Origin of the sequence: Paraburkholderia diazotrophica (assembly GCF_038900755.1) — a bacterium.
In the GTDB taxonomy this organism is placed as follows: domain Bacteria; phylum Pseudomonadota; class Gammaproteobacteria; order Burkholderiales; family Burkholderiaceae; genus Paraburkholderia; species Paraburkholderia diazotrophica_A.
This window is the reverse complement of the sequence record NZ_JBBPEN010000043.1, coordinates 1-5,398: the sequence shown is the minus strand read 5'-3', so window position 1 is coordinate 5,398 and position 5,398 is coordinate 1. Positions and strand designations below refer to the sequence as shown.

Below are 5,398 nucleotides of genomic sequence, written 5' to 3'. Positions count from 1 at the left end.
CCGAAGCTACCGAAAATCCCCTGCTCAAGGTGCGCCCGCTCGAAGAAAGCGCGGTGCAGATGTTTTTCGCGTCCGTTGCACCGCTGCGCGAATTCTTTGAAGCGCGTGACGTCGCCGAAATCATGGTGAACAACTTTGACAACGTGTGGATTGAGCGACGCGGTGAAATGCATCGCCTCGACCTCACGTTGAATCAGGCGACGCTCAACGGCGCGATCCTTTCGCTCGCCGCATCCGTCGAAAAGTCAGCAAAGGCCGGCACGGCACAGGGCATCATCAATGCAGGTCACAAGGGGCTGCGTATCGCAGCCGTCATGCGTCCGACCGCGATCGACGGACATGCGATGTCGATCCGAAAGCACAGTGACAGGCACCTCAGCCTTCCCGATTACGTCGCAATGGGCGCGTTCTCGCGTGTGAACGCGCGGCAGGATCACAACGACGAGAAGCTCTTCTATCCCGGCATCGAGAACGAAGGGCTGATGGCCGCCGTCAGCGGGCTGATCGTTCGCCGCAAAAACGTGCTTGTCGCGGGCGGCACGTCAACGGGTAAAACCACATTCCTTAACGCCCTCGCAGCGCAGGTGCCTGAGGACCAGCGTGTCATCACCATCGAGGACACGATGGAGTTGAAGTTGCGCGTGCCCAATCTCGTGCGCTTCCTATCGAACCCGGACAAGGGCGTCACCACTCAGGCGCTCGTCGCGCTGTGCCTGCGCTTCCGTCCTGACCGGATCATCGTTGGCGAAGTTCGTGGCGGTGAAGCGTTTGACTTTATCCAGGCACTGAGCACCGGACACGACGGCGGTCTGGGTTCGATTCACTCCAACGATGCGCGAGGCGGCCTGAGCCGTCTGGAGAGCCTCGCGATGCTGGGCATCCCGCTCGGCAGCCGGTGGGACCTCGTCGACATGCGCAAGGCGATCGCCGACTGCTTCCACTACGTCATCCATCTGCGCCGCACCGGCGAGTTGCGCCACGTTTCCGAGATCGTCGAGATCAAGGGGTTCAAGGATGGGGACTATGTCCTCAACCGAGTTTTTTAAACAACTGGAGCTGTTCAATGAAGAAGTCCCTCAATTCCGTGAAGTCGCGTTTGCGGGCGCTGTCGGTCGCCGCATACCAACGCTTTCTGAGCCGTCGCGAGATCCGTTCAACCATCGTCGCTGCAAGTCTCGCGTTTTTCACGCCGTTCGCTTCCGCCGTGAGCCTCAGCGACCTAGGCCCGGCAACCGATGTCATCTGTCTCATCTCGGCCTACATCAGCGGCCCGTGGCTTTATGGGATTGGCATCGTGCTCATCATCGTTGGTGCCGTCGCGATCGCCAGTTCGGAAAGCACGATCGGCAAGCTGATTTCGTCGGTATTCGTCGGACTGGGCCTCGCTGCCTGCGCCATCCCCATTGTGAAGAACCACCTCAACATCACCTACACCTGTGCGTAAGCCAACCACGGTGAGCCGCGGGCTGTCGTTGCCCCGCCAGATGGGCGGCGCGGATCGTGGCCTCGCGATCGCGAACGGCACGCTTACGCTGCTGCTCTGCTACTCGAGCATGACCTTCGCGTTCCTGCCTGTGGGGATCGTCATTCATTGGGTGCTGCGCTGGAAGAGCAGCCGTGATCCGTGGTGGCGCGACGTCATGCTCGTCTACAACCACTACCCCGACATGCACGAGCCGCTTCCGTCCGCCAGATTCTCGGCCCGCTTCAAGCGACCCTATGGTTTCGATCAGGATCTTCCATGCTGAAACGAATTGTGCGCCGACCCATACAGGAGATCGCGCCGTGGGCGACGATGGTCACTCCCGAGCTTGTTCTGGACAAGGACGGATCGCTTCTCACCTGCTACACGTTCGAAGGCGTTGACGCCGACTCGCCTAACGCTGACGACATCTCGTCGGTGCGCAATAACCTCGACCATGCATGCAAGAACTTCGACCACCGGATTACCGCGTGGTGGCGGCTCTCGCACCGTCGAGTGCAGGGGGCGATCGACGGCGCTTTTGCAGCGGACATCGACGCTTACGTGGACCGGATCAACCGCAAGCACGTGAGCAGCGGCAAGTACTTCCGCAACACCCATTCGCTCTCGCTTGCCTACACGCCCGAAACCGGCATCAACAAGGTTTTCGACAGGGTGGCGTATCACATGACGATCGGCGGGAAATCGATGGTGTCCGCTCTGGCGGAGACCGTGAAAGACACGTTCTTTGCCCGGAGCGCCTTCGTCTTCGATCTCGAACGCATGACATCAGACATCAAGCGGTTTGAGTCAATTCTCGATGCCTTCAAGGGCGGTGTGACGCGTCTCAAGGCAAAGCGGCTGGAACTGCAGCATGCGTTGGCGTATCTGCATCAGACGGCCAATCCGTCCGTGCCGCCGCGCCGCGTGCGCTATCCCGTCACGATGCTCGACACCCACCTAACGGAAAGCACTGTCTACTATGGCGCCGAGCACCTGATGTTCGAATCGGCGCACGGCAAGCGTTTCGCCAAGATCGTGGCCGTCAAGGAATGGATGGGCTTTCAGGAGGCCGCGCTCGACGTTCTGTCCGAAGTCGACGCGGAACTCGACGTCTGCGTGATGTTCCGCTTTCTGGATACCAGCAAGGCAAAGCAGTACATCGACAAGATTCGCAGCTTCTACAAGGTTGCGGCGTTCAATCCGATGGCGATCATCAGGGCATTTTTCTCCAAGGAAGAGCAGAAGAACGATAAGGGCCGCATGATGCTCGCGGAAGAAGCCGAGGACGCACTCGCGAAGATCACAGCGGAAGGGCAGCAGTACGGGTTTGCCAACATATCGGTGATCGTCTACGGCGACACCGTTGAAGAATGCGACGACGCAACTCGCGAAGTGGTCGGCAGGATCGGCAACGCCGGATTCGGCGTGGTTCTGGAAAGAGACAACCTCGCGGCCGCATGGAATACGACGCTGCCGGGACGATGGGACAAGCAGAAGCGGCTACAGTTCGTTGAGACGCCCGCCGTCTCCGATATCGCGCCGGTGCGCAGCGTAGCTGAAGGCAGTGCTATCAATGGATGGCTAACACAGCAGTCGGGCCAGAAGACGGGGCCGCTGACCATGCTGCCCACGCGTCACAAGACGTTGCAGCGTGTGAACCTGCATCGACCCGGCGGCGCCTCGCACCTGCTCGTGCTGGGTCCGATCGGTATGGGCAAGTCGATCATGCTCAACTTCCTCATGTCGCAGACGGGACGTCACGGCGCGCGGCGCGTGCGCTTCGACAAGGACCGTTCGACCCGCATCCCGACAGTGCTTGCCGGCGGACGCTTCATCGACGCGACGGGGCGCTTCGAAGCGGCGACATCTGTCAACCCGCTTTCACTTCTGCACGACCAGCAGCATTACTCCTACGTCGCCGAATGGGTGCAGATGGCCATTGAAGACGACACCTTCCGCTGCAGCAAGAACCAGGAGCGGGAGATTTTCGAGGCAGTTACCACACTCGGTGACGGCTACGGGCCTGAATACTGGACGCTGTCGTATCTGAACACGATGCTCTCAATCGAACTGCGTGATCGACTGGCTGTGTGGACGAAGGGCGAGAAGAATGGACGCTTCTTCGACCACGTCGAGGACGCATTCACGCTGTCCGACGACCTCTCCATCGAGATGGGCGATCTGTTCAACAACTTCCCGGTCGCCGCAGCGCTGTTCATGGATTACGCGTTCTACCGGATCGCGCAGTGGCTGGATGGCAAGCGCTACACCGTGATCGAAGTGGAGGAGGCCGGCTTCTTCTTTCAGAACGAACGCTTCTATAAGCGCCTGGAAATCTGGGCGGTGACCATCCGGAAGCTCAATGCCACGTTGATGATGGCGACGCAGTCGCTTGCGCAGGTCGCGCGTATTGCCGACTTCGAGGTGCTCAAGGAAAACATCCCGAACATCATCTACCTGCCCAATCCCGATGCGAAGAATAACCTGCATCTTTATCGCGACAAGTTCGGCCTCACGCTCGACCAGATCCAGATGATCGTCGAGGCCGCGCCCAACCGCGATTATCTGTGGGTAACACCGGACCAGACACGAATGCTGCAGGCGAGTTTCCCCAAGGAGACGCTCGCCGTATTGCGCTCCGATGGCCGCGCTCAGGCCGTGCTCGACAGGCACGTCAAGTCGGGAGCGGCGAACTGGCGCGAGGCCTACCTTGCCGAAATGACGACTCTCGACTGAGGAACCAACGATGAAGAAGATTCTTGTGCGCCTTGCCCTGACCGCTGGCCTGACGTTGTGTGTGTCGCACGCTGCGTACGCGACGTTACCGGTCATCGATCCTGCAAACCTGATCCAGACCACGATCACGGCCCTCAAGGCCGTCAAGACCGAGGTGTATCAGGACAGCAATATCGCGTACCAGTACCAGATGATGGCGAACCAGATGCTTCAGGCGACAAATCTCGACCCGGCTGCGATGAAGGCGCAGTACGACCAGATTTCCAGCGATCTGTCGATGTACAAGCAGCTCGCCAGTACGGCAAGCGACCTGTATGGCGACCTGCAAAACGGAAACCAGTGGCTCTCACACGTGCAGACCATGATCTCGCGCTCCGGCAAGTCGAATGCGCAGTGGTTCGCGGATATGGGCACCCTTTACAACCAGCGCGACAACCAGGCGACGCAGTTGATGCAGACGGGCAACAACGTCGTTCAGCATATCCAGACGCTTTCGAAGCGGCGCCAGCAGTTGCAGTCGCAGATGTCCCTGACGCCGACCGCTCAGGCAACAGCGGAACTCACGACCCACTATCTCGACATTGTCTCCAGCCAGATGGGCGACATGCTTCAAATGATGGCGAGCAAAACGCAGAAAGACGCGCAGCAGCAGTCGGCGGATAACGCAGAAGACAAGGCACGGTCAGCGAATGCGAAGGCCTTCCTCGATCAGCAGGCCGCGGAGCGCGCGGCGTACGGCTACTAGGGGAGCGCAAAAGCGACATGTTGCTGCGTAACATCAAAAATCTGGCCGTTGCCTGTGTGCTGGCGCTGTTTGCGATCGGCGCGTCGCCGGCGTTCGCTGACGACGCGTCTGCGCCGGCGGCAACCAGTGGTACGGCCGCCAATCCCTACGTGAGCGCTGGTGAAACGGCGGCGGGCAATGCCCGTGCGATCGACAAGATCACCACCATGTTTTCGTCGATCATGAATACCGCAGTCGAGGCCTCCCAGAGTATCCAGAAGGAATCGGACAAGTTCGCCAGCGGACTGGCAGTCATCACAATCGTTCTCGCAGCCGTGCGCTTCGCCGCAACGAAAGACCCGGTCATGGCGTGGGTCGCCTTGTTTGAAGAGCTAGGCACTCTCGGCATCTTCGCTTCGATCTACGTCGGTTTCGCGAGCTGGGCTCCAAACTTCTATAAATGGTTCGTCTCC

The 5,398-nt window shown here is 59.7% G+C and carries 5 protein-coding genes and 1 pseudogene; all 6 read left to right on the top strand.

Annotated features, from left to right (window positions below):
• Nucleotides 1–1,046, top strand: a 1,046-nt coding sequence (locus AABE10_RS35955; protein ID WP_428983431.1) for a CpaF family protein, incomplete at its 5' end; no start/stop codon positions are given.
• A gap of 17 nt (nucleotides 1,047–1,063) precedes the next feature.
• A complete protein-coding gene (locus AABE10_RS35950) occupies nucleotides 1,064–1,444 on the top strand; it encodes a TrbC/VirB2 family protein (protein WP_342937801.1) in 381 nt (126 codons plus the stop codon).
• Entirely contained in the window at nucleotides 1,437–1,748 is a 312-nt protein-coding gene (locus AABE10_RS35945) for a VirB3 family type IV secretion system protein (protein WP_342937800.1), read from the top strand. The genes AABE10_RS35950 and AABE10_RS35945 overlap by 8 nt, the downstream gene beginning before the upstream one ends.
• Entirely contained in the window at nucleotides 1,742–4,201 is a 2,460-nt protein-coding gene (locus AABE10_RS35940; protein ID WP_342937799.1) for a type IV secretion system protein VirB4, read from the top strand. Before AABE10_RS35945 ends, AABE10_RS35940 begins: the two co-directional genes overlap by 7 nt.
• 10 nt (nucleotides 4,202–4,211) lie before the next feature.
• Nucleotides 4,212–4,946, top strand: coding sequence for a type VI secretion protein (locus AABE10_RS35935; RefSeq protein ID WP_342937798.1), 735 nt, complete (start codon nucleotides 4,212–4,214; stop codon nucleotides 4,944–4,946).
• Nucleotides 4,947–4,963: 17 nt separating this feature from the next.
• Nucleotides 4,964–5,398, top strand: a pseudogene (locus AABE10_RS35930) (type IV secretion system protein); the annotation flags it as partial.

Bases quoted from the DNA above. Each gene is read 5' to 3' on its own strand.
- AABE10_RS35950 (WP_342937801.1), top strand. From the start codon at position 1,064: ATGAAGAAGTCCCTCAATTCCGTGAAGTCGCGTTTGCGGGCGCTGTCG.
- AABE10_RS35940 (WP_342937799.1), top strand. From the start codon at position 1,742: ATGCTGAAACGAATTGTGCGCCGACCCATACAGGAGATCGCGCCGTGG.
- AABE10_RS35935 (WP_342937798.1), top strand. From the start codon at position 4,212: ATGAAGAAGATTCTTGTGCGCCTTGCCCTGACCGCTGGCCTGACGTTG.